Origin of the sequence: Gillisella vitis (genome assembly GCF_021559775.1) — a bacterium.
Taxonomy (GTDB): domain Bacteria; phylum Pseudomonadota; class Alphaproteobacteria; order Rhizobiales; family Rhizobiaceae; genus Allorhizobium; species Allorhizobium ampelinum.
In genome coordinates this window covers 1,837,735-1,855,592 of the sequence record NZ_CP056047.1, presented here as the reverse complement: position 1 = coordinate 1,855,592, position 17,858 = coordinate 1,837,735, and the positions used below count along the sequence as shown (strand labels likewise).

The 17,858-nt window shown below is 55.9% G+C and carries 24 protein-coding genes and 1 tRNA gene; 15 read left to right on the top strand and 10 right to left on the bottom strand.

Going from position 1 to position 17,858, the window contains the following annotated elements:
• Nucleotides 1-25 precede the first annotated feature (25 nt).
• On the bottom strand, nt 26-820 hold the full coding sequence (locus tag AVCG78_RS08860; RefSeq protein WP_071205747.1) for a class I SAM-dependent methyltransferase: 795 nt from the start codon (nt 818-820) through the stop codon (nt 26-28).
• A gap of 334 nt (nt 821-1,154) precedes the next feature.
• Here AVCG78_RS08860 and AVCG78_RS08855 point away from each other — a divergent pair, with 334 nt between their 5' ends.
• The 5 genes from AVCG78_RS08855 (at nt 1,155) to AVCG78_RS08835 (ending at nt 7,999) form a co-directional block, all read left to right on the top strand.
• Nucleotides 1,155-1,925 carry a helix-turn-helix transcriptional regulator gene (locus AVCG78_RS08855; RefSeq protein ID WP_041696734.1) on the top strand — a complete coding sequence of 257 codons (771 nt, stop codon included), beginning with the start codon at nt 1,155-1,157 and terminating at the stop codon, nt 1,923-1,925.
• 235 nt (nt 1,926-2,160) lie between these two features.
• The gene (locus tag AVCG78_RS08850) at nt 2,161-4,674 is read left to right on the top strand and encodes a GcvT family protein (protein ID WP_071205797.1); all 2,514 of its coding nucleotides are present in this window, start codon (nt 2,161-2,163) and stop codon (nt 4,672-4,674) included.
• A 256-nt stretch (nt 4,675-4,930) separates the two neighbouring features.
• Nucleotides 4,931-5,764, top strand: a complete 834-nt coding sequence (locus tag AVCG78_RS08845; RefSeq protein ID WP_015916382.1) for a response regulator — start codon at nt 4,931-4,933, stop codon at nt 5,762-5,764.
• A 550-nt stretch (nt 5,765-6,314) separates the two neighbouring features.
• Nucleotides 6,315-7,241 (top strand): ABC transporter ATP-binding protein, encoded by a 927-nt coding sequence (locus tag AVCG78_RS08840; protein WP_071205751.1) that lies wholly within the window; start codon nt 6,315-6,317, stop codon nt 7,239-7,241.
• Complete coding sequence (locus tag AVCG78_RS08835; protein ID WP_015916379.1) at nt 7,238-7,999, top strand: ABC transporter permease; 762 nt, start codon at nt 7,238-7,240, stop codon at nt 7,997-7,999. The genes AVCG78_RS08840 and AVCG78_RS08835 overlap by 4 nt, the downstream gene beginning before the upstream one ends.
• A 113-nt stretch (nt 8,000-8,112) precedes the next feature.
• On the opposite strand, the gene AVCG78_RS08830 is transcribed toward AVCG78_RS08835, so the two are convergent.
• Nucleotides 8,113-8,373 carry a hypothetical protein gene (locus tag AVCG78_RS08830; protein ID WP_015916378.1) on the bottom strand — a complete coding sequence of 87 codons (261 nt, stop codon included), beginning with the start codon at nt 8,371-8,373 and terminating at the stop codon, nt 8,113-8,115.
• A gap of 285 nt (nt 8,374-8,658) precedes the next feature.
• On the opposite strand from AVCG78_RS08830, the gene AVCG78_RS08825 reads away from it, so the two are divergent.
• Nucleotides 8,659-8,732, top strand: a tRNA-Cys gene (locus AVCG78_RS08825).
• A gap of 12 nt (nt 8,733-8,744) precedes the next feature.
• Here AVCG78_RS08825 and AVCG78_RS08820 read toward each other — a convergent pair.
• From AVCG78_RS08820 to AVCG78_RS08795, 6 genes are read right to left on the bottom strand one after another with little or no spacing between them, the layout of a single operon-like run.
• Entirely contained in the window at nt 8,745-9,122 is a 378-nt protein-coding gene (locus tag AVCG78_RS08820) for a tyrosine-type recombinase/integrase (RefSeq protein ID WP_071205752.1), read from the bottom strand.
• Nucleotides 9,116-9,370, bottom strand: coding sequence for a hypothetical protein (locus AVCG78_RS08815; RefSeq protein ID WP_071205754.1), 255 nt, complete (start codon nt 9,368-9,370; stop codon nt 9,116-9,118). The genes AVCG78_RS08820 and AVCG78_RS08815 overlap by 7 nt, the downstream gene beginning before the upstream one ends.
• Complete coding sequence (locus AVCG78_RS08810) at nt 9,367-9,564, bottom strand: hypothetical protein (protein WP_071205756.1); 198 nt, start codon at nt 9,562-9,564, stop codon at nt 9,367-9,369. The genes AVCG78_RS08815 and AVCG78_RS08810 overlap by 4 nt, the downstream gene beginning before the upstream one ends.
• Entirely contained in the window at nt 9,557-9,907 is a 351-nt protein-coding gene (locus tag AVCG78_RS08805) for a hypothetical protein (RefSeq protein ID WP_071205757.1), read from the bottom strand. The genes AVCG78_RS08810 and AVCG78_RS08805 overlap by 8 nt, the downstream gene beginning before the upstream one ends.
• A complete protein-coding gene (locus AVCG78_RS08800; RefSeq protein WP_139191508.1) occupies nt 9,907-10,119 on the bottom strand; it encodes a hypothetical protein in 213 nt (70 codons plus the stop codon). Before AVCG78_RS08800 ends, AVCG78_RS08805 begins: the two co-directional genes overlap by 1 nt.
• A gap of 5 nt (nt 10,120-10,124) precedes the next feature.
• Nucleotides 10,125-10,367: a hypothetical protein gene (locus AVCG78_RS08795; protein WP_071205761.1), complete on the bottom strand. Its 243-nt coding sequence runs from the start codon at nt 10,365-10,367 to the stop codon at nt 10,125-10,127.
• Nucleotides 10,368-10,443: 76 nt separating this feature from the next.
• Here AVCG78_RS08795 and AVCG78_RS08790 point away from each other — a divergent pair, with 76 nt between their 5' ends.
• The gene (locus tag AVCG78_RS08790) at nt 10,444-10,830 is read left to right on the top strand and encodes a helix-turn-helix domain-containing protein (protein WP_071205763.1); all 387 of its coding nucleotides are present in this window, start codon (nt 10,444-10,446) and stop codon (nt 10,828-10,830) included.
• A 273-nt stretch (nt 10,831-11,103) separates the two neighbouring features.
• Here AVCG78_RS08790 and AVCG78_RS08785 read toward each other — a convergent pair whose 3' ends face one another.
• Together AVCG78_RS08785 and AVCG78_RS08780 are read right to left on the bottom strand one after the other, a co-directional pair.
• Nucleotides 11,104-11,571 (bottom strand): hypothetical protein, encoded by a 468-nt coding sequence (locus AVCG78_RS08785; protein WP_071205765.1) that lies wholly within the window; start codon nt 11,569-11,571, stop codon nt 11,104-11,106.
• On the bottom strand, nt 11,572-12,264 hold the full coding sequence (locus tag AVCG78_RS08780) for an XRE family transcriptional regulator (protein ID WP_071205767.1): 693 nt from the start codon (nt 12,262-12,264) through the stop codon (nt 11,572-11,574). It abuts the gene before it with no gap.
• A 91-nt stretch (nt 12,265-12,355) separates the two neighbouring features.
• On the opposite strand from AVCG78_RS08780, the gene AVCG78_RS08775 reads away from it, so the two are divergent.
• From AVCG78_RS08775 to AVCG78_RS08740, 8 genes are all read left to right on the top strand, one after another.
• Entirely contained in the window at nt 12,356-12,553 is a 198-nt protein-coding gene (locus tag AVCG78_RS08775) for a helix-turn-helix domain-containing protein (protein WP_071205770.1), read from the top strand.
• Nucleotides 12,550-12,693 (top strand): hypothetical protein, encoded by a 144-nt coding sequence (locus AVCG78_RS08770; protein ID WP_156583006.1) that lies wholly within the window; start codon nt 12,550-12,552, stop codon nt 12,691-12,693. Before AVCG78_RS08775 ends, AVCG78_RS08770 begins: the two co-directional genes overlap by 4 nt.
• Nucleotides 12,694-13,358: 665 nt before the next feature.
• Nucleotides 13,359-13,916, top strand: coding sequence for a hypothetical protein (locus tag AVCG78_RS08765; protein ID WP_081355473.1), 558 nt, complete (start codon nt 13,359-13,361; stop codon nt 13,914-13,916).
• Nucleotides 13,917-14,034: 118 nt separating this feature from the next.
• The gene (locus AVCG78_RS08760; RefSeq protein ID WP_071585087.1) at nt 14,035-14,652 is read left to right on the top strand and encodes a RuvC family protein; all 618 of its coding nucleotides are present in this window, start codon (nt 14,035-14,037) and stop codon (nt 14,650-14,652) included.
• The gene (locus AVCG78_RS08755) at nt 14,649-16,106 is read left to right on the top strand and encodes a DnaB-like helicase C-terminal domain-containing protein (protein ID WP_071205776.1); all 1,458 of its coding nucleotides are present in this window, start codon (nt 14,649-14,651) and stop codon (nt 16,104-16,106) included. The genes AVCG78_RS08760 and AVCG78_RS08755 overlap by 4 nt, the downstream gene beginning before the upstream one ends.
• Nucleotides 16,106-16,417 (top strand): hypothetical protein, encoded by a 312-nt coding sequence (locus tag AVCG78_RS08750; protein ID WP_071205778.1) that lies wholly within the window; start codon nt 16,106-16,108, stop codon nt 16,415-16,417. Before AVCG78_RS08755 ends, AVCG78_RS08750 begins: the two co-directional genes overlap by 1 nt.
• Complete coding sequence (locus AVCG78_RS08745; RefSeq protein ID WP_071205779.1) at nt 16,414-16,869, top strand: hypothetical protein; 456 nt, start codon at nt 16,414-16,416, stop codon at nt 16,867-16,869. Before AVCG78_RS08750 ends, AVCG78_RS08745 begins: the two co-directional genes overlap by 4 nt.
• Complete coding sequence (locus tag AVCG78_RS08740; protein WP_071205780.1) at nt 16,866-17,495, top strand: hypothetical protein; 630 nt, start codon at nt 16,866-16,868, stop codon at nt 17,493-17,495. The genes AVCG78_RS08745 and AVCG78_RS08740 overlap by 4 nt, the downstream gene beginning before the upstream one ends.
• Nucleotides 17,496-17,858: the final 363 nt, after the last annotated feature.

The following is a 17,858-nucleotide window of genomic DNA, read 5'->3' as shown; positions in this document are numbered from 1 at the left end:
AATCAGCTTGCGACGAGCCGGCTCCTCATATCCTGTGGGTTTCAAACAGCGCGACATCGAGCATGAAGGAGCCGTCGGGTTCAATTTCGAAATGCGCTTTTGTCTCGGCAGCGGCATCCTGTTGCAACAGGCGGATGGCGGTGCGCATGGCATCCGGTGTGTTCATGCGGTCCGTCCAAACCTTGAAATCCATCCGCAGCCTGCTGGTCTGACAGGTTTTTATCGCAAACCCAGTCTGTCCCAGCATCTGTGTCCATTCGCTCAGCATATAATTTCTGACATGCGAGGTGTCGCGCAGCAACTCGACTGCTTGCAGATGCGTGTTCAGCAATGGCGATGGCGGCGAGACCACATCGATGAAGATTGCTGGGGCGCCCGGCTTCAATACACGCTGGGCCTGTCGCAAGCCGGCATGGACATCGTGCCAGTGGTGGGCGGAAAAGCGGCAGGCGAGAAAATCGAACTGACCATCGTCACAGGGCAATTGCTCGGCTGAAGCCCTGATTGTCGCAATATTCGTTAAACCGCGCTCCGTTGCGGTTTGAGAGACTGCGGCCAGCATATCGGCGGAAAGATCGATGGCGGTCACGGTTGTCATATGCGGTGCAATCGCATAGGCGACATGGCCGCCACCACAGCCCAGATCGATGCCGTGGCTGGCATTGGCAGTGCGGGCGATGTCGCCCAGGCGAACCAGATCGGCGCCGGAAGCGTGGACGGCGCTTTCCACATAGGCGCTCGCCCTTGGGCCGAAATTCTGCTGCACGTGGTGGTCGTGATTTTCGTTCACTCTATTTTTCTCGCTGGTTGCTGTTGGCATGTAACTGTTCCTGTTAAGCTGGTTTATCCCGGTTCAGATCATGAAACGCTTGAAATTCAGCGTTGCAACTCCATGTCTGGAGTGTAGCGCATCCTTCTTTGTTCCTGGCAATCCGCTCAGGTCCCGCTGCATGAACTGTCCGTATCGTATCAAGGCATCGAAGATGGGGAGGCATCCTCGGTGAGTGGAATTGTGACTCTCTCGAAGAGGCCAAAGGCTTGAGATCGTCGCCATAAGAAGACCAAGGGGCATGGTGATGTCGCCTGGTGTAAACAGCATGACGCCAACAATATGCTGTTACAAGAGGAGCAGTTATCCTGTTATAAATGCTGCCATGCTGGATGTAGAACAGAGACGTTTGCTGGGTGAGTTCGTGCGCACCCATCGTGAAAAATTGGTGCCGGACCGGATCGGACGGCGGCGCACGCCGGGCCTGAGGCGCGAGGAACTGGCCGAACGAGCGGGCATCAGCGCCACATGGTGTGCCTGGATAGAGCAGGGGCGCCAGGTTCAGGCCTCGCCGCAGGCCTTGGCGAGGCTGGCGCGGGCCCTGGAATTGACCCGGGCCGAACGTGCCTATCTGTTTGAACTGGCATCCCGGCGCGACCCCGACGAGGAAGAGGGAGACGCCATTGACGATGTGCCAGCGTCCCTGGTGACGGCTGTCAGCATGGTGCAGCATCCAGCCTATGCGCTTGACCGCAACTGGAATGCCTGCTGTTTCAATTCCGCAGCCGCATCCCTGTTTCCTGATTGGCTTGGGGAGCACAGCAAGGATAAAAACCTGCTGCGTTATGTATTTCTCAATCCTGGCGCCCGCGAGATCATTGTCGATTGGGAAATGCGCGCATTACGGGTACTGGCCGAATTTCGCGCCGATTACAGTCATGCATTGCGCGATGCGACGGTCCGTGCGCTGATTGAACAGCTACAGCGCGACAGTCCGCTCTTTGCGCAGGGGTGGCGGGAGCAGACGGTGCTGGATCGCGAAGGCGGAGAACGTGAACTGGTTTCCCCGGATCGAGGCAGGTTGCGATTTCGCCAGTTCAACTACCGGCCCTGCGACCGTCCGGATTGCAAGCTGGTCTTCCTGATACCGCAATAAAGCATGTCTATGATAGGGCTTAGGACGAGGGCTTGCTCTGCGTTTGGCGATTTGCGATTGATCAAGGATCGTTACATCAGCAGTTTTTATCCGCAGGTCGCGCCAGCCCATGCCCATGTCGCAAACGGGCGGCACAGGGAAGCGGGTCTTTATCATAGTCGCGGGATCAATCTTGCGGCGTCATCCGGTCGTTTGCGCCTTGCGCTCGCAGCAGAACAGGGGAAATTCCATGTCGATCAAATCTCATGCACGGGCCGTGGTGATCGGTGGTGGCGTCGTCGGCGTTTCCACGCTCTATCACTTGGCCAGGAAGGGCTGGAGCGATAGCGTGCTGATCGAGCGCAAGGAGCTGACCTCAGGCTCGACATGGCACGCCGCCGGTCTGCTGCCGCTGTTTAACATGAGCTATTCGGTCGGCCAGATCCACAAATACTCGGTGAAGTTCTATCAGGAACTTCAGGAAGAGACCGGCATGAATGTCGGTTTCAGCAAGGTCTCCAATATCCGTCTCGCCCGCAGCAAGGATCGCTGGGACGAGTTCATGTATTATGCCGGGATTGCCGAAACCATTGGCGTCAAGGTCAACATCCTGACGCCTGAACAGGTCAAGGAAATCTGGCCGCTGTGTGAAACGGAAGGCCTGCTTGGCGCCATCCAGCATCCCGACGATGGCTACATCCAGCCCGCCGACCTGACCCAGGCGCTGGCCAAGGGCGCCCGCGACCGGGGTGCCACCATCTACCGCAACACGACCGTGACGTCCATCGAGTGTCAGCCGGATGGCTTGTGGAAGATCACCACCGACAAGGGTGAGATCACCGCCGAACACGTGATCTCCTGCACCGGCAATTTTGCCCGCAAGACCGGCGAAATGGTGGGCATCAATATTCCGGTCATTCCGGTTGAGCACCAGTATATCGTCACCGAGCCGCATCCGGCCATTGTTGAACGCAAGGCCAAGGGCCTGCCGGAAATGGGCGTGCTGCGCGAGGCCGACAGCGCCTGGTACATGCGCGAGGAAAATGGCGGTCTGTTGCTTGGGCCTTACGAAGTGGGCGCGCCGGTCTGTTATGTCGATGGCCCATCCGACGAGAGTGAATACGAACTGTTCCAGGAAGAACTCGACCGTCTGATGCCACATATCGAGACGGCCATGGTGCGTGTGCCGGCCTTTGGCGAAGTCGGCATCAAGAAAGTTTATAACGGCGCTATCGCCTATACGCCGGACGGAAATCCGATTGTCGGTCCTGCGCCGGGATTGAAGAATTTCTGGCTGAATGAGGGCCATTCCTTTGGCATCACCGCGGCTGGCGGTGCCGGTTGGCAATTGGCGGAATGGATCGTCGATGGCGAATCCACCCTCGACATGATGGGCGCCGATCCGCGCCGCTTCGGTCCTTATGCGACAGAAGGCTATCTGATCGCCAAGAACGAAGAAGCCTATGCCAATGTCTTCACCATGCATTACCCGGATGAGGAGCGCGCTGCCGCCCGTCCGCTGAAAACCACGCCGGTCTATGACCGGTTGAAAAAGATGGGTGCCGTCTTCGGCTCCGTCTATGGTTGGGAGCGCGCCAACTGGTTTGCGCCTGAAGGCTATGAAGTGCCCAAGAACGAGCTTGGCGTTGGCGTCGATGTCATCACCAACCACAATTATGCAGCCCCGACCGAAGATGGTCGCGTGGTGGAAAAATGGTCGTTCCGCCGCTCAAACTATTTCGAGCATGTCGGCAATGAGGTGAAGCATGTCAACGAGCATGTCGGCGTGCTCGACATGTCGGCCTTCGCCAAGATGGAAGTGTCCGGTCCCGGTGCCCGGGCCTGGCTGGACAGCCTGTTTGCCAATGCCATCCCGAAGAAGCGCGGCCGTATCGCGCTGTGCCACATGCTGACGCAGCATGGCGGCGTCCGTGCTGAATTCACGGTTTATGAATGGGCTCCGAACCGGTTCTATCTGGTGTCGGCTGGCGCTTACGAGGCCCATGACCATGATTATCTGCGCAAGCTGGCTCCGACCGATGGGTCGGTCAAGCTTCAGCAGATCACCCAGAAGCTCGGCGTACTGGTTCTGGCCGGGCCGAAGTCACGGCAGGTCTTGCAGAAACTGACCCGTACCAGCCTTGAGAACAAGGATTTCCCCTGGCTGACCGGCAAGGAAATCTCGGTTGGCGTGGCGAGCGCCCATGCGCTGCGCGTCAATTTTGTCGGGGAACTGGGTTGGGAATTGCATCACCCCATCGAGATGCAGGCCTATATTTTCGACAAGCTGATGGAGGCCGGTGCCGAATTCGACATCAAGCCTTTCGGCATCCGCGCCATGCTGTCGATGTCGGTCGAGAAATCCTATCGCCTGATCCCGAGGGAAATGTCGATCGAATACAACGCCTATGAATCGGCGCTCGACCGTTTCATCAAGCTCGATAAGGACTTTATCGGCAAGGAGGCTCTGGTTGCCTATAAGGAAAAGGGTCTGAAATGGAATTTCGCCACCCTGGTTGTTGAAGGCGTGGCGGATGTCGATGCTCGCGGCTCGGAAGCGATCTACAATGAAACGGGCGATCTGGTCGGGCGTGCAACCAATGGCACCTATGGATGGCGCATCGGCAAATCCATCGCGCTCGCCATGCTGCAACCCGGCTATGCAACTGAAGGCACCAAGCTGAAGATCAAGATCCTCGGCGATCTCTATGACGCGGTGGTTGTGGGCGAAAGCCCGTTCGATCCTGATAATGCCGCTCTCAGGGCTTGAGAGTGGTAAAATGGAACCAGATATTGCTTGAAGTGGCGTTTGGAAATAGTTGCTGTTTTCTGAACACAGGACGGATGGCAATGTTTGAAACATGCCGTCGATAGACGACGCGCTGAATCTATCCAAAAAGGCGGCCACCTCTGGGCCGCCTTTTTGTTCTTATTAAGCATAGAAGGTATAACGCCCCGTTTCGATTAATATTTCAGCAATCGGTCATGTCTATATTGCGGCAAGATCTCTTGTTCAAAGGCGTGTCATGACCTATCTTGGCGTTTCAGGAATGCAATATTCCGGCGAAAAATTTCCGGACGCACGTATTATCGTCGCAGAAGACTCCAATGTCTTTACATCCATGATCACGCAACGTTTGAAAGAGATTTTCAATATTGATGCGGAAATCTGCCGTACCTATGAAGATTTGATGGCCGCAAACGAGCTTTCCGACGAGCCTGTTACATTGGCAATCTCCAATATCAACCTGCCTGGCGCCGAAAATGGCGAGGCTTTGGAATATCTGACCGATCTGAATATTCCAACTGTTGTCTTTACCAGCACGTTCCACGAGAAAACCCGTGAAAAGCTTTTGGCGAAGGACATTGTCGACTATATCCTCAAGGACAATATCTTCGCGGTTGAAATGCTGATTGAGTCCGTCTGCCGCTTTCTCACCAATCACAATCACCACGTGCTGATCGTCGATGACAGCCCGACGGCGCGCGCTTTGCTGTCGAGCCGCTTGAAGCGCTACAATTTCCGGGTCAGCACCGCGGATAACGGTGCCACGGCCCTGCAACTGCTGAAGAGCAATGCCGATATCGGTCTGGTCGTGACCGACTATAACATGCCTGACATCGATGGATTTGAACTGACGCGGCGCATTCGGGCTGTGCGCGGCTCGCATGAACTGCGGATCATCGGCGTGTCGTCCTCGTCGGACCGTTTGCTGTCTGCGCGTTTCCTGAAGGTCGGCGGCAATGATTTCATGCTGCGCCCGTTCATCGACGAAGAATTCTACTGCCGGGTCAATCAGAACCTCGATACGCTGGTGCAGATCCGCGCCGGGCGCAAGAGAAACCAAGCCGCAGCCTGATCTTCCTACCTAATATGAAGATGAAGGTGCATCAGAAACGTCGTCTTGATATTACAGACCAGTGCGTTTTTTTATAGGCGGCGCTGCAACACTTTCTATATTCTGCGTCATTCCTTAAATCTATTCGGATTTAAGGAATGACGGATTTAAGCGCTAAACAGCTTGTGACAGATTTCATCTCGATCTCTCACACAGACAGGTGATCCTGAACAGTGGTCATGTGACGGTCACGGTTTCCATCGGGGTGACGGAAGTGGGTGGGCGTGTGGTCTTCGACTATGACCTGCATGCGGCCGATCAATATCTCTACCTGGCCAAGCCAGGCCGACGAAACCGTGTCTATTGCGACCATTTGCATATGTGTGGATGTGTTCTTTTACAAAAGATTTCTCCTATAGCGGTGGCCGGTTCAAGGAGCCGTGCTATATAGGCGCCTCTGTTGCACATAGTCCGTTTCCGGGAGTGGAGACCGGTGGGGCGCATGGCAAGGTCCGTGTTGTCGCATTGTCTCGACAGTCCAGGAGGCGGACGTTCAGGATTGTCTGCAAGCATGGCGTCTATCGTATCGATCAAGTCCCTCACCAAGACCTATTCCACCGGTTTTTCGGCATTGAAGGATGTGTCGCTGGAGATCGAGGAGGGCGAGATCCTCGCTCTGCTCGGCCCCAATGGCGCGGGCAAAACCACGCTGATTTCCATCATATGCGGCATCGTCAATCCCACATCTGGAACGGTTGTTGTTGATGGTTACGATGTCGTTCAGGATTTTCGCCAGACCCGGGCGCTGATTGGCCTCGTGCCGCAGGAACTGACCACGGATCAGTTTGAGACTGTGTGGAATACTGTGGCCTTTTCGCGCGGTCTGCATGGGCGCAAGGCCGATCCAGCCTATCTTGAGGGAATATTGAAATCCCTGTCGCTCTGGGAAAAGCGCGATGCGGTGCTGCGGGAGCTTTCCGGCGGCATGAAGCGCCGGGTGCTGATCGCCAAGGCGCTGTCCCATGAGCCGCGCGTGCTGTTTCTGGATGAACCGACGGCGGGGGTCGACGTCGCGCTCCGCCGCGATATGTGGAACCTGGTGCGCGATCTGCGCAGCCGGGGCGTCACCATCATTCTCACCACCCATTATATCGAGGAGGCCGAGGAGATTGCCGACCGGATCGGCATCATCAACCAGGGTGAGGTGCTGCTGGTGGAGGACAAGGTGGCGCTGATGCGCAAGCTTGGCCGCAAGCAGATGATCCTGGACCTGGCCGAGCCGCTGAAAAGCCTGCCGGGGCGGCTGGACGAATGGCGCCTCAGCCTCGCGGGCGAAGGTCGCCAGATCGTTTACGATTATGAGCCGCAGGCAACGCCCGGCGCCTTGATGGCGCTTTTGACGGCGTTGGAAACCTCCAGCATCGCTGTGGTCGACATCTCCACCAGGCAAACCTCGCTCGAGGATATTTTCGTTTCGCTGACCGGGGGGAAATCATGAATTATACCGCAGTCTGGGCCATCTACCGGGCCGAAATGCAACGGATGCGCCGCACCCTGATGCAGAGCCTGATTTCTCCTGTCGTGTCGACCGCACTTTATTTCATCGTGTTCGGTGCGGCGATTGGCACGAAAATGCAGACCGGAACTGCGGTGGGATATGGCGGGTTCATTACGCCGGGACTGATCATGCTGACGCTGATTTCGCAATGCATATCCAATGGCGCCAATGGCATCTATTTTCCCAAATTCACCGGTACCATCTATGAAATTCTCTCGGCGCCGATTTCGTTGGGTGAGGTTCTGCTGGGCTATGTCGGGGCGGCGACCACCAAGGGGATGATCGTCGGCCTGATCATTCTGGCCACATCGACGCTGTTCGTCGATATCCGGGTGGATCATCCGGTGCTGATGCTGGTCTTTATGGCTTTAACGGCGATGTCCTTCAGCATGGCGGGTTTCATCATCGGCATATGGGCGAAGAATTTCGAACAATTGAGCATGGTGCCGATGCTGGTCATCCCGCCGCTGACCTTTCTGGGTGGGACATTCTACTCGATCAACGCTTTGCCACCTGTCTGGCAGATGATCAGTCACTTAAACCCGGTCTTCTACCTGGTGAGTGGTTTCCGTTGGAGCTTCTTCGGGGAGGCGGATATCAATCCACTGATCAGTCTGGCGATGATCGGCCTGTTCCTGACCCTCTGCCTTGCTGTGCTGACCTGGATGTTCCGCACCGGCTACAAGCTGAAGGCCTAGAATTTGTCTTGGGGAAAGTGGAGTCCCGGCTTTCCTGAAAGGACAAACGCACAAAATACGCCGTAACGCTCTGTATTTGTTGCGTAATTTTTAACCGTCACCGGTTTGAGGGATTATGCAGTCGCGTCATGATCTGCCATGGCGATGGGTGGTATGGTGCCGCCGATGATATCCCTCATACAGTTCACCTCATCGATTGGTACCCATCCTCTCGTATAACCAAGACTGATTGCATTTGACGCAATTGCCAATTGCTGACGCAAATGATGCACATCGTCCAAGAGCGTGGCGATGGCGGCTCTTGCATCGCCGTCGTGCCATTCAATAAGATGAGCAATCCGGTCGGCTTCCGGGGAACCAGACTTTGAGCACATATCGAAGATCTCCTGTGAAAGCAGGCTGTCAGCGTATCGATACGCTATATTGTTCTTGTTATGTTCTTGTCAATGAAGAGTCAAGGATGATGTGTGGCTCCATCGTTTCTGCACAGGGTATGCCGAACTGGAGGCAATTTTAGACTTTCTGTCTCATTATTCCTGCGGAACCCGGCTCGAATATAGTTTCAGAAATTTTAGAACGAGGTTTTTCGGAAATTCCTCTTGCGCTTCTTTTCGATCCGTTCTAAATGCCCGTCACCACACGCTTTTAAGTTATGGAATGGCCTCGTGGCGGAGTGGTTACGCAGAGGACTGCAAATCCTTGCACCCCGGTTCGATTCCGGGCGAGGCCTCCATTTCCTTTGATTTTACTTGGTATTTTGGTTCTTATCATTACACCCGGAATTTGGTGTACTTTTCCCTATGTGGATATTCACGCTCTCGCCGAAGTTTAAGAGCGACATAGTCCCGCTGGCAATCAGCTTTTGTCGAGCCTTCCGCGTATAGAGATTTGCCTCCTTCGCGTTCTCCCATCCGAATATCGCTTTCAACTGCTCCTCAGTCGCGCCGTTCTCCGCTGCGATCGTTGCTCCTGCCTTTCTCAGCCCATGAGCTGAACAGTGCGTCAGGCCAGCCTCTTCGTATCTCTTCCGGAACCATTGGCCGAGGCCTTTGATCGAAAAAGGCTGGCAGTATTCCATCACCATGAAGCTTTTGGCGCCGGTCTCAGATTGGGCAATCACCATTTGCTTCGCAGTGCCATGGGTTGGGTGAGGGTTTCGACCCCGGCGCCAGAGGAGGCCGCCCGGTCGAGCATTTCCATTGGGGTGACGGTACGCGCCACCTGTGCAGCTGCGATCTGATGCGGCGTATGAACTTGAATTGCATTTTCCATTTTCTTCGCCTCCATGGCATGTTTCGTCTGTTCCAGAACCCGGGCGGCGGTCTCGCTGATGTGTTCCGCGGTTCCAACAGGATCGATTACTTTGCTCATGACGCCACCTGTTCTAGGTGGATGAGATCGAGCCGCTTGTGTTGCTGATCGACATGATGAAGGATTGTCAGAAGCCCGCAGAATGCGATCAGCAGCTTGAAAGAGAGGATGCCCAGAAACTGCCGGTGTCTGGCCTTTTGAGCAACGGATACCTTGGCGTTGAGATCGGCGATCTTGGCGTCGATATCAGGCATCGGAAACTTCCTCGTCTCTGATGCTGCCCGTATGGAGACCTCTCGGTTTCATCGGAACAACCTCATAGTCGTGGAGTCCGGTCAGCCTGACGCGGTACTTGCGGTAATGGCTTTCTTCACGGACATCGGCGTAACCGCAATCAACAGCGATAGTGTGGAGGGAATGCTCCACCCTGTTGATGTGAAAGGCTTGCCAATTTAGATCGACATTTGCCTTTTGGGTGGCCTTTGGACCATTGGCGTGCAAGGCTCTATCGGGCAGCTTCTGCATCTTGCTGCGCTCGTCTCGAAGGTTCTTCACTGCATCGAAAAGGCGTTCGATATTGTCGAGATGCGCCACCATTAGCTGACCGCCTCAACGCGCTGGAGCAATTCAGCAGGCTCGACGCGATAGCCGAGGCTTGCTGCGAGGTCGTGGAATGCCTTTCCAACATATTCGGCATAGAACTCGTTTTCCTGCCCCTCGGAAGCTTCCGTGACGTGCTTCGTAAGAAGCCGTTCGGCAAGCTGCTGTGCGTTGAGGAACTGGCGATAGGTTTGCATGTTGTCTTGCATGGGCATCACTCCGCAGCGTCGAGAAATTGGAATTGACGGGCGGCCATCTCAGCTTCAAGCCATGTGGCGGGCCGCTGGTATTCGCAGACCTCGCCGCCGACGCGATCAGCGCGGCGCTGGGCCTTGGCTGCCGTGCGAAATTCTTCAGCATCCGCCTCGTCTTGCGACCATTGGTCGGCGTTCATGTAGAATTCGGTCTGGTACCGGTCGTTGATCCGCTGGATCGTAAAGCGCGTCACAAATGCCATTGGATTTCCCCATCCAGATCCGCGACAGATCAGCTTTCGCTTCTTCGTGTCGCTGTTAATGAAGAAAATGTGCCACATGGCAAATAAATTGACAAGCGGCAAAATGCCATATGGCAAATATTTTTGCTGTATGGCACAAGAAGGCATGCTGAAGAAAACCGACGACGGCCAAGCGGCCGCAGCCTTCTATGACAAGCGCAGAAAGTGGCTTGATTTCATCTGTGAGATGGACGCGCTATCGGACCGCGCATTTCGCGTCGGCTATTGGCTTGCCAAGCGAATGAACGGAAATGACCAATGTTGCTGGTATGGGATCAAGGAGATTGCCAAGCGGCTAGCCATGTCCGAAGACAAGGTTTTACGGGCGGTTGCCGAGCTTGAAAGCGAGGGCGTTTTGATTGTTTTCAGGCAGCATCGAAAATCAAACAGCTATTCGATTCGTCTGCCGTTCGATTTCGGTTAGGGTCGCAAATCTGCGGGTTAGTAGGGTCGCAGATCTGCGGGTCCAATCTATAAAGCTGAATTTCTAAAGGGTTCTTTGTTTAAAAGGCTCTTGCTCTGAGAGGAGTAATTGGAAGGGTTGGATCGCCTTGAAAAGAAAAATTTTAACAGCTTATTCCAAGAGCATTTTAGTTGCCGAGGCCCAAAATCGACCTGGTAGCTGAGAGTGCCGTGAGCCAGATCGCACCAGTGACTATGAAAAACCAAAGGCGCCCGGTTATTGATTGAGGCAAAATCATTTGCAGTTATCCTGTGTCAGCAAGAATTTTGCTGATCCATCCGCGAAGCTGTATGCATATTCGGCAGACTGAAACTCTCCCGATGCGAATTTTGGTTTCCAATATGCACATGCCGAGGGCAAGATCTTGGATCTTAATTCGTCGCCTGAAACGACATGAACGCTGGGATCGACCGAAAACAAATATCGAACCTTATGTTTTTCGATCTCGACCTTGTTCATTGTTGTCACGTCGTCAATTTTCTTTGGCAAATCAGCGTTTGCGAGGTCGTTTGTGATCTGTGGCATCACGAAACGGTCAGTGACTTGTCCTGATATAGCAGCGCAAACGATAGCCAAACCTCCAGCAATCTTGGGATGGCGCTGAAACAGTAAGGCGCCTATCAGTCCGCCGCACAGGCCAAACAGGCCTCCGACGAGGGCATAGATCGACCAGGTCGGCCATGCGGCCATAAATGCGAACATTCAACCTCTCCACTGAAACCAAGCAACGACGCGACCGTAGACCACGACATCTTCCCGCCGCAGCTCATCGGGATCGCCGTAGCGCTCATGATTGTCAGAGATAATCAGGATGTGCTCGCTGCGCGGTATCAGCTTAAGACGCTTGATCACCAGCCCGTCGCCGAAATCGCAGGCATAGATATCTTCCGGGTTCGGATGCGTGTGCCCGGTATCGACGAACACAGTCGAGCCTTTGGCAAGCGTTGGCTCCATGCTGTCGCCAATTACCGGGAGAGCCTTGATATGATCAAGATTTCTCCAGCCTGCCTTAATGCTATCAGGGAAGCTCCAGAAGCCATCAGTCATAGCCGGATCGACCAGGGTGCCATCCTCGCGATACTGGACGGACAACAGGCCGCCGCCGCCGGCGCCTGACACAATCGTTAGATTCTCTATATCGCCCTCGCGTGGCCGCGTAAACATGGACGCTGGCATATCTCCGGCGTGGGCGAGGTCCTCGTGATCGAACTCGTCGGTGATCTCTACAGGCTCCACTTTAAGTGCCCTGGCAATCTTGATGACGTTCTCCAGGCTAAGCCCGCGCAAGCCGCCCTGGATGCGCGAAAGATGGGTGTGGGAGATGCCCGTCAACTCCGCCAGTTCTTCCAGCGTGACGTTCTTCTGCTTTCGGATTTCACGAATTCTGTTTGCCATGGCCTAGCTATTTTCCATTTGGCAAAAAATACCATAGCCAAATGGCAAATTGCCAGTTGACAAAAATATGCCATATGGCAAATTACTATGCATGAAGCTCGAAACCTATCTCCGCGACAACGATATCAAGCCGGTGGCTTTTGCCACCAGAATCGACGTGGCGCCGTCCACGATCACCCGCATTATTCGCGGCGAGCGCACGCCGCGGATTGATCTCATCGCGAAGATTAGGACCGCGACCGGCGGTGCCGTCACAGCTGACGACTTCATGTCGGAGGTGCCGGCATGATGAACACCTCTCTGCGCGGCCCGACCGAGCCTGACCTGTCGTCGGCAATGGTCGATCTTGACGCACAGCATGCGGTCGAAGGCTATGTTCGCTGGCCGCGTGCATGGGAATGCCGCTACGTGGAAAGGCGCCAGAGATGAGCGCTGTTTCGATCATCGCCAGTCTGGCCGGTTGGATTCTCACCACGCTGCCGCTCCTCATCTCTTTTTGCAAATTTCTCAAGCACCGGAACCGAACCCCTTCGGTCTGAGGAGAAGCGGAGGGTGGGCGGCTATCGCCTTCAAGCATTCCGCGCGGTTCCTCATCCACCTGCTTCGTGTGCAGCACCTCGCTACGTCCCCAACGTAGCAGAGGCGCGAGACATGAAGTGGACGAAAACTCACTAAGTGGTGGCAACCCAAAAGACAGGGTCGAAAGCAATGTCAGTAGTAGATGCATTGAGCCTGGACGACGAGACACGGGCTTACGCGTGAAAGCTTTTCAAGCGCCGCGTGGAGGGATGGGGAGACGAGGGCAGGGCGCTCGAAGAGTGCGCTGGCTGGACCGGGATGACGCCGCGCAGTTTCAAGCGGCTGATATCAGGCGAAACCAAGCAGGCCGGCACTTTCTTCTCCCGGGTCCGCAAAGCCTACCTCGATTATTGCGCCTGAAAGGTCGCGGAATTGCAGAACGAAATCCAGGCGGAGAAGGCGAGGTACGGGAATGTTCGCGTTGGAGATTTGGATCATGAAGTTGAGGCTCTGGTGGCAAAAATCGAAGCTGCCCGAGCTGTCAAAATCATCCACTCAACAGAAGGAAGCTGATCATGGCGACGGCCGGCAGTAACACGAAGCTCAACGAATCCGAACGGCAGAAGCTGTTCGCTTATCATTTCCGCAAAGAGCTGGCCTCTGAGACCAAGCGGCGTGAGGCGGCGGCGGAAAAGACGGCGAACCGCAAGGTGGCCAAGGCAGCCGATCCGACCTTCACCGGTCAGAAATTCGATCATTACCTCAAGGCGCATTTCGGCGAAGATGATCAGAAGCCCGTCGATCGCTTGAAATCGGATCGGGAAAACCTCGAATGGCTCGGCCTGATCCCCGCGACAAGCGGCGGCGATTTGCTGGCCCAGGCCGACCGGGTCGATCGTGAGCAACTGATCCAGGCGAAGGGCTACAAGGCCGGTCTGCTGAACCTTGACCGGGTGTCCGGCTACGATGCCGGGTCCGCAGACGATAAGCTCTGGCTCGCCTCCTATGACGCCGGAAAGCAGGAATACGAGACCGAGATCCCCGATATCATGGCCCGGATCGAGGCCGCTGCCTCCAAGGAAGAGCCGGCATCTGATGACGACCCGTTTCCCGATGCAGAAACGATGCACTGACCTTTCCCCCCGGCGCTCTGACCTCCCAAGCGGGCGCCCGACTGGCCCCGGTCCCAGCGATAGACGTTGTCTCGCGGACCATCGCGGATCGGGGCGTTTCTTTTCCAAGGTGATTACGATGAAGGTTTTGGCGTTTGATACGAGTAAGACCGCCGGATGGGCAGTTTTCGACAGCAAAAAGCATCCGTCTTCGATCATATGCGGGGTACTGGAATTCCCGGCTAAGGCCTCAATCGAATATTGCGCCGACCAGATGGGCCTTAAGGTCACGGCGCTGATCCGTGAGCACAGGCCTGATTTTGTGATCATGGAAACGGCGCTGAAGATGAGCCCGGGCGGCACGATGGCGACCGTTGTTTCCTGTATGCTGCATGGTGCTGTGCTCTCGACTATTGCGAATTTCGGTATTCCCTGGGGGACCATATCGTCGGCGACCTGGCGCAAGATGTTCTATGGGGCGGGCTTCAAGCCGCCGCAGAAGATCACCAAGCTCGCAAAGCCCGACGCCAAGGGTCGCATGGAGAAGGTCGAGAACCTTTGGAAAGAGGCGGTTGTCGCGCAATGCGAGCGGGAAGGCATCGTTCTTCCGAGCCGCAAGACTGTTGCGCACAATGCGGGTGAGGCGGCGGCCATTGCTATCTGCTGGCGCGGTGCCGAAATCCATGCAGGCAGGTACCGCCCGGCTTTCCAAGGCTTCTTGCAGCAGCGCAACGAACGCGCCGGGGTAGCGGCATGAACAGCTACCAACCGAACCCAACCCCCGTCAATATTGAAGCCGAACAAGCGCTGCTCGGTGCCGTGATGCTGAACAATGCGGCGATAGCGGCAATACCTGCATCCTTCCATTCCGATCACTTCGGGGAGCGTCTGCATCAGCAGATTTATGATGCGATGCTGCGCGGGCGGACCGCCGGGAAGAGCATGAACCCGATCACCGTCAGATCGTTCATGGCGCCGGACGCGGCTGCGGCGAAAGTCGGCGACATGAGCATTCCCCAATACCTCGTGCGTCTGTTTGCCGAAGCGGTTTCGGTGGTGAATGTTGCTGATTTCGCAGATGCCATCACCGGCTACTATCACCGCCGGCAGGCCATGATCATCGGCGAGGATGCCCATGAAGCCGGATCCCTGGCGGAAGACGAACTGCAATTCGTTGACCAGATCAAGGAATGCCGTGACCGGCTGACGGCCATCGTGTCGGCAATCGACAGCCGTAACGATCCGCAAGAGACGCTTGCGGATGCCATCGACATGAGCCTTGACCGCACCAATGACGCGGTCAGGGGAGCAACGCCTGTCGGCATCGATCCGGGCATTCCCGAAATCACCTCGCTGACCGGACCCTGGCAGAAGAAACAGCTGATCATCATCGGCGGCGGGGTCAAGCAGGGCAAGACGGCGCTTGCCATGCAGTGCATGTTCAATATCGCCGAAAAGACAGCGGTTGGCCTCAACAGCGGCGAAATGAGCCGGATGCAGATCATCATGCGGGAGAAGGCCCGGCGCACGGGGATATCGTCGACGCGCCAGCAGCGCGGTTCTGTGAGTGACAAGGAGGTTGAAGACCTGTTTCGGGCTGGCGAGGACATGAAGCGCCTCCAGCACATCGATATCGACTGCCGGCGCATGACGCTCGACCAGATCGACCAGAAGATCACCCGGCTGATCGGCGAGCGCGGAATCGAAGCCTTTTTCCTCGACCACATCGGCAAGATCCAATGGACCGGCAAGATGGAATACGAGGACGAGTTCAAACAAGGCCAGCGCGCCACCTCGATCCTCAAGGACATGGCCCAGAAGCACGACATTCCGATCATTGCGCTCACCCACCTGAAGAAATCGACCTTTCAGGATTACCAGGGCCGGACCATCAAGGAACGCCTGAGCGCCGCCATGAACCGGCGTCCTACCTATCGCGATCTGGTCGGCAACATGGATAAGGACGCGGATCAAGTCCTGATCGTCTTCCAGTCCCGCCCGATCGTCGCTGGCATGGAGCCGGCTGAACACTCCGACGATTACCCGGTCTGGGAAGACGCCATGAACCGCGTCACCGGCAAGGCCGATATCATCCTGTCTCTGTCGCGCGAAAGCGAATTCCCAAGGCGAAAAGAGATCGCTTGGGATGGCAAGTCCACCAGCTACGGGCCGGGGTTCAAGCAGGCGCAAAACTCAAGGGAGTTGTTTTGATGAACGAATTCGCAATCGGGGCTCAGGCTGTCGCTGGGGGCTTCATCGCCTGGTTCCGCAAGGCCCATAAATGCGACAACGAGATCCTGAAGGGGAAGGGCGGTCACCCAATCGTTTATCCCACTCGGTCGGAGGCAAAGGCCGCAGCGGGCGAGGCTATTATTGCCTATATCAATGGGTCGCTCGTCAGGGATGGCGCGATGGCGGCGGCGCAGGTAGCCGCAGATGCGGTATTTCAAGAGCTGCGACCGTTCGTGAAGCAGCGCGGTAAAGCGCGGCTGATTGAAGTGGAACGGAGGGCCAAGGCATGACGGTGTATCCCGAAGTCGAGGCTATCCTATCCGAATTCGAGGTTGAGATCGTGCCGAAGAATGTGATGCCGAAGCCTGGCCAGACGCGGGCAGTGGCCTCGGTGGATCGCATCCGGCGTCGCCATGGAGAGGCGCATGCGCGCTTTGTGATCATGACTCTGGTTGAGACCGCCGACAATCGCGCCGCCCTAGACGAGACGGCGTTATGGGCGACGAGCGACATCATTCTCGCATTCAAGAAAAACCACCCGGCGTTGATGGAAAACGACCTGGACCGGTTTTTTTCGTTTTTCGACCAGGTGCCAGTCGGCCGGCTGCAGCTCTGGTGCCTTGGCCTGGATGGCATAACGAGCAAGCGGGCCGCGCTGGTCGGCTTGATCTGGGAAAGGGCCTGTCGGTTTTTCGGCAACAGTCAACCCGATCTCCAAGACGACAGAAGGATGAGCACATGAAGAAGGCAGAGATTATCGAGATTTTCGTGAAGGCGGCCGAAGTTGACCGGAAGCTGCCGAACACAGCACGGCCGGCGGGGGTGAAGGCGATGAACCATGGCTATGTCCATGATACCGCCGACATGAATGGCTGGTCCTCGGAAGACAAACACGCGGCCAATTGGGCCTGGCTCGACCCGGCCAAGGTGCGCAATACCACGAACGACATGGGCATTTGGCAGGCATCCATGGAACTGATGAAGCTGGTGCCAAACGAGTTGCAGCGCCGCGCGCTATGGGCCTGGGCGCGATCGGAGGCCGGCGGCCAGGCCTTCGCAAAGTGGTGCCGACAGGTCGAAGGGATCAGCCGACAGCTCGGGGATTGGCGAAAGACGGCGGCAATCGAAGGTATTTTACGAGAGTTTGACCGCAAGCCTGCGCAGCATAACGGAAATGCAATTGATGCGGCCTTTACAAATCACCCAGAAATCGAGGATAAAAGGTTTAACATCGAAGTTTGGCGACCAGAAGAAAGCAAGCCGGTTTGCGGGTTTGATGACGACCTCCGGGACTTCAGTTGGGCAGAGGCGCAGAACGAGCGCCGCCGCCAGAGGGAGTTGAGACGGCGAAAGTCGGTCATCAGATGATTGTTTTGGCTGGTAAAACCTTCAGTGCTGAAATCGTGAGCATGGTCGAGGAATTCTGGAGAAAGAATTTTCTCGTCTGTTTGCGCGGACAAAGGAAGTCAATTCGTATCTGCTGGCGCGTGTTAGCGCTTCTTCAGCGAACGAGTAACCATCGCCTTGCACTTTGCCACTCTTGCGAAACTTAAATCATCCCTCCTTATTCTGCCAATGGGAACAGAGGATGATGGGCTGCTCGTCTTGCGGCTGAACGCAGCTTCAAAATCGGTGGCGAGATAGCTCAAGTCAGGCGACAACTACTTGCTTGCAGCTGCTTCAGAGATACCGAATTTGGTAAGGGTATCGGCCAGCGTGTTGATTGGCTGT

Bases quoted from the DNA above. Each gene is read 5' to 3' on its own strand.
- AVCG78_RS08860 (WP_071205747.1), bottom strand. From the start codon at position 820: ATGCCAACAGCAACCAGCGAGAAAAATAGAGTGAACGAAAATCACGAC.
- AVCG78_RS08855 (WP_041696734.1), top strand. From the start codon at position 1,155: ATGCTGGATGTAGAACAGAGACGTTTGCTGGGTGAGTTCGTGCGCACC.
- AVCG78_RS08845 (WP_015916382.1), top strand. From the start codon at position 4,931: ATGACCTATCTTGGCGTTTCAGGAATGCAATATTCCGGCGAAAAATTT.
- AVCG78_RS08840 (WP_071205751.1), top strand. From the start codon at position 6,315: ATGGCGTCTATCGTATCGATCAAGTCCCTCACCAAGACCTATTCCACC.
- AVCG78_RS08835 (WP_015916379.1), top strand. From the start codon at position 7,238: ATGAATTATACCGCAGTCTGGGCCATCTACCGGGCCGAAATGCAACGG.
- AVCG78_RS08830 (WP_015916378.1), bottom strand. From the start codon at position 8,373: ATGTGCTCAAAGTCTGGTTCCCCGGAAGCCGACCGGATTGCTCATCTT.
- AVCG78_RS08820 (WP_071205752.1), bottom strand. From the start codon at position 9,122: ATGGTGATTGCCCAATCTGAGACCGGCGCCAAAAGCTTCATGGTGATG.
- AVCG78_RS08815 (WP_071205754.1), bottom strand. From the start codon at position 9,370: ATGAGCAAAGTAATCGATCCTGTTGGAACCGCGGAACACATCAGCGAG.
- AVCG78_RS08810 (WP_071205756.1), bottom strand. From the start codon at position 9,564: ATGCCTGATATCGACGCCAAGATCGCCGATCTCAACGCCAAGGTATCC.
- AVCG78_RS08805 (WP_071205757.1), bottom strand. From the start codon at position 9,907: ATGGTGGCGCATCTCGACAATATCGAACGCCTTTTCGATGCAGTGAAG.
- AVCG78_RS08800 (WP_139191508.1), bottom strand. From the start codon at position 10,119: ATGCAAGACAACATGCAAACCTATCGCCAGTTCCTCAACGCACAGCAG.
- AVCG78_RS08795 (WP_071205761.1), bottom strand. From the start codon at position 10,367: ATGGCATTTGTGACGCGCTTTACGATCCAGCGGATCAACGACCGGTAC.
- AVCG78_RS08790 (WP_071205763.1), top strand. From the start codon at position 10,444: ATGGCAAATAAATTGACAAGCGGCAAAATGCCATATGGCAAATATTTT.
- AVCG78_RS08785 (WP_071205765.1), bottom strand. From the start codon at position 11,571: ATGTTCGCATTTATGGCCGCATGGCCGACCTGGTCGATCTATGCCCTC.
- AVCG78_RS08780 (WP_071205767.1), bottom strand. From the start codon at position 12,264: ATGGCAAACAGAATTCGTGAAATCCGAAAGCAGAAGAACGTCACGCTG.
- AVCG78_RS08775 (WP_071205770.1), top strand. From the start codon at position 12,356: ATGAAGCTCGAAACCTATCTCCGCGACAACGATATCAAGCCGGTGGCT.
- AVCG78_RS08770 (WP_156583006.1), top strand. From the start codon at position 12,550: ATGATGAACACCTCTCTGCGCGGCCCGACCGAGCCTGACCTGTCGTCG.
- AVCG78_RS08765 (WP_081355473.1), top strand. From the start codon at position 13,359: ATGGCGACGGCCGGCAGTAACACGAAGCTCAACGAATCCGAACGGCAG.
- AVCG78_RS08760 (WP_071585087.1), top strand. From the start codon at position 14,035: ATGAAGGTTTTGGCGTTTGATACGAGTAAGACCGCCGGATGGGCAGTT.
- AVCG78_RS08755 (WP_071205776.1), top strand. From the start codon at position 14,649: ATGAACAGCTACCAACCGAACCCAACCCCCGTCAATATTGAAGCCGAA.
- AVCG78_RS08750 (WP_071205778.1), top strand. From the start codon at position 16,106: ATGAACGAATTCGCAATCGGGGCTCAGGCTGTCGCTGGGGGCTTCATC.
- AVCG78_RS08745 (WP_071205779.1), top strand. From the start codon at position 16,414: ATGACGGTGTATCCCGAAGTCGAGGCTATCCTATCCGAATTCGAGGTT.
- AVCG78_RS08740 (WP_071205780.1), top strand. From the start codon at position 16,866: ATGAAGAAGGCAGAGATTATCGAGATTTTCGTGAAGGCGGCCGAAGTT.